This is a genomic window from Rhizobacter sp. P3_B12 (assembly GCF_056402895.1).
In genome coordinates, this window is sequence record NZ_JBFUGN010001694.1 from 1 (window position 1) to 631 (window position 631).

The 631-nt window shown below is 65.9% G+C and carries 1 protein-coding gene; it reads right to left on the reverse strand.

What is annotated here, in order from left to right; translation table 11 throughout:
• Positions 1–52 precede the first annotated feature (52 nt).
• Positions 53–475 carry an arsenate reductase (glutaredoxin) gene (arsC, locus tag AC1D01_RS37720; protein WP_477875073.1) on the reverse strand — a complete coding sequence of 141 codons (423 nt, stop codon included), beginning with the start codon at positions 473–475 and terminating at the stop codon, positions 53–55.
• Positions 476–631: the final 156 nt, after the last annotated feature.

The window sequence follows — 631 nt, forward strand, 5'->3', positions numbered from 1 at the left end:
CATGCATGAGCCGAGCGATGGACTATGCCCAGGGCTTGCCTGGGCACTCTGGCTACGGACGACGCACGCCGTCATCGACCACCACCTCGCCATCTTCCTTCGTGAACGGCGGCAATTGGCCCACGGGGAGCAGCGCGAGCACTTTCTCCGAAGGTCGGCACAACGCCGTGCCCAGTCGCGAGACGACGATGGGCCGATTCAGCAGGATGGGATGCAGCTCGATGAAGTCGATCAACGCCTCATCCGTCCAATGCGCTTCATCGAGCTTCAGCGCCGCGAAGGGCGTTCCCTTCTCGCGCAACAGCGCGCGCACCGACTGGCCGGTGGCGGCAACCAGCTCGCGCAGACGATCCTTCGTCGGCGGCGTCTTCAGATACTCGACGATCGTCGGTTCGAAGCCGGCATGCCGGATGAGCGCGAGCGTGTTCCGCGAGGTCCCGCAGGCGGGGTTRTGATAGATCGTGATGTCATCCATGGTGGTCGAGTCTTGCAGGGTCTTGAGCCGAGGCTGTGTCGGGTCCGAGCCAGCCATGCAGGGCGAGCGCGACGCCGGCGCCGGCCAACTCTGCCGCGATGAACGCGGGTGCGCTGGGCGGCGAGATGCCCGCGAAGGTGTCGCTCAGCATGCGCC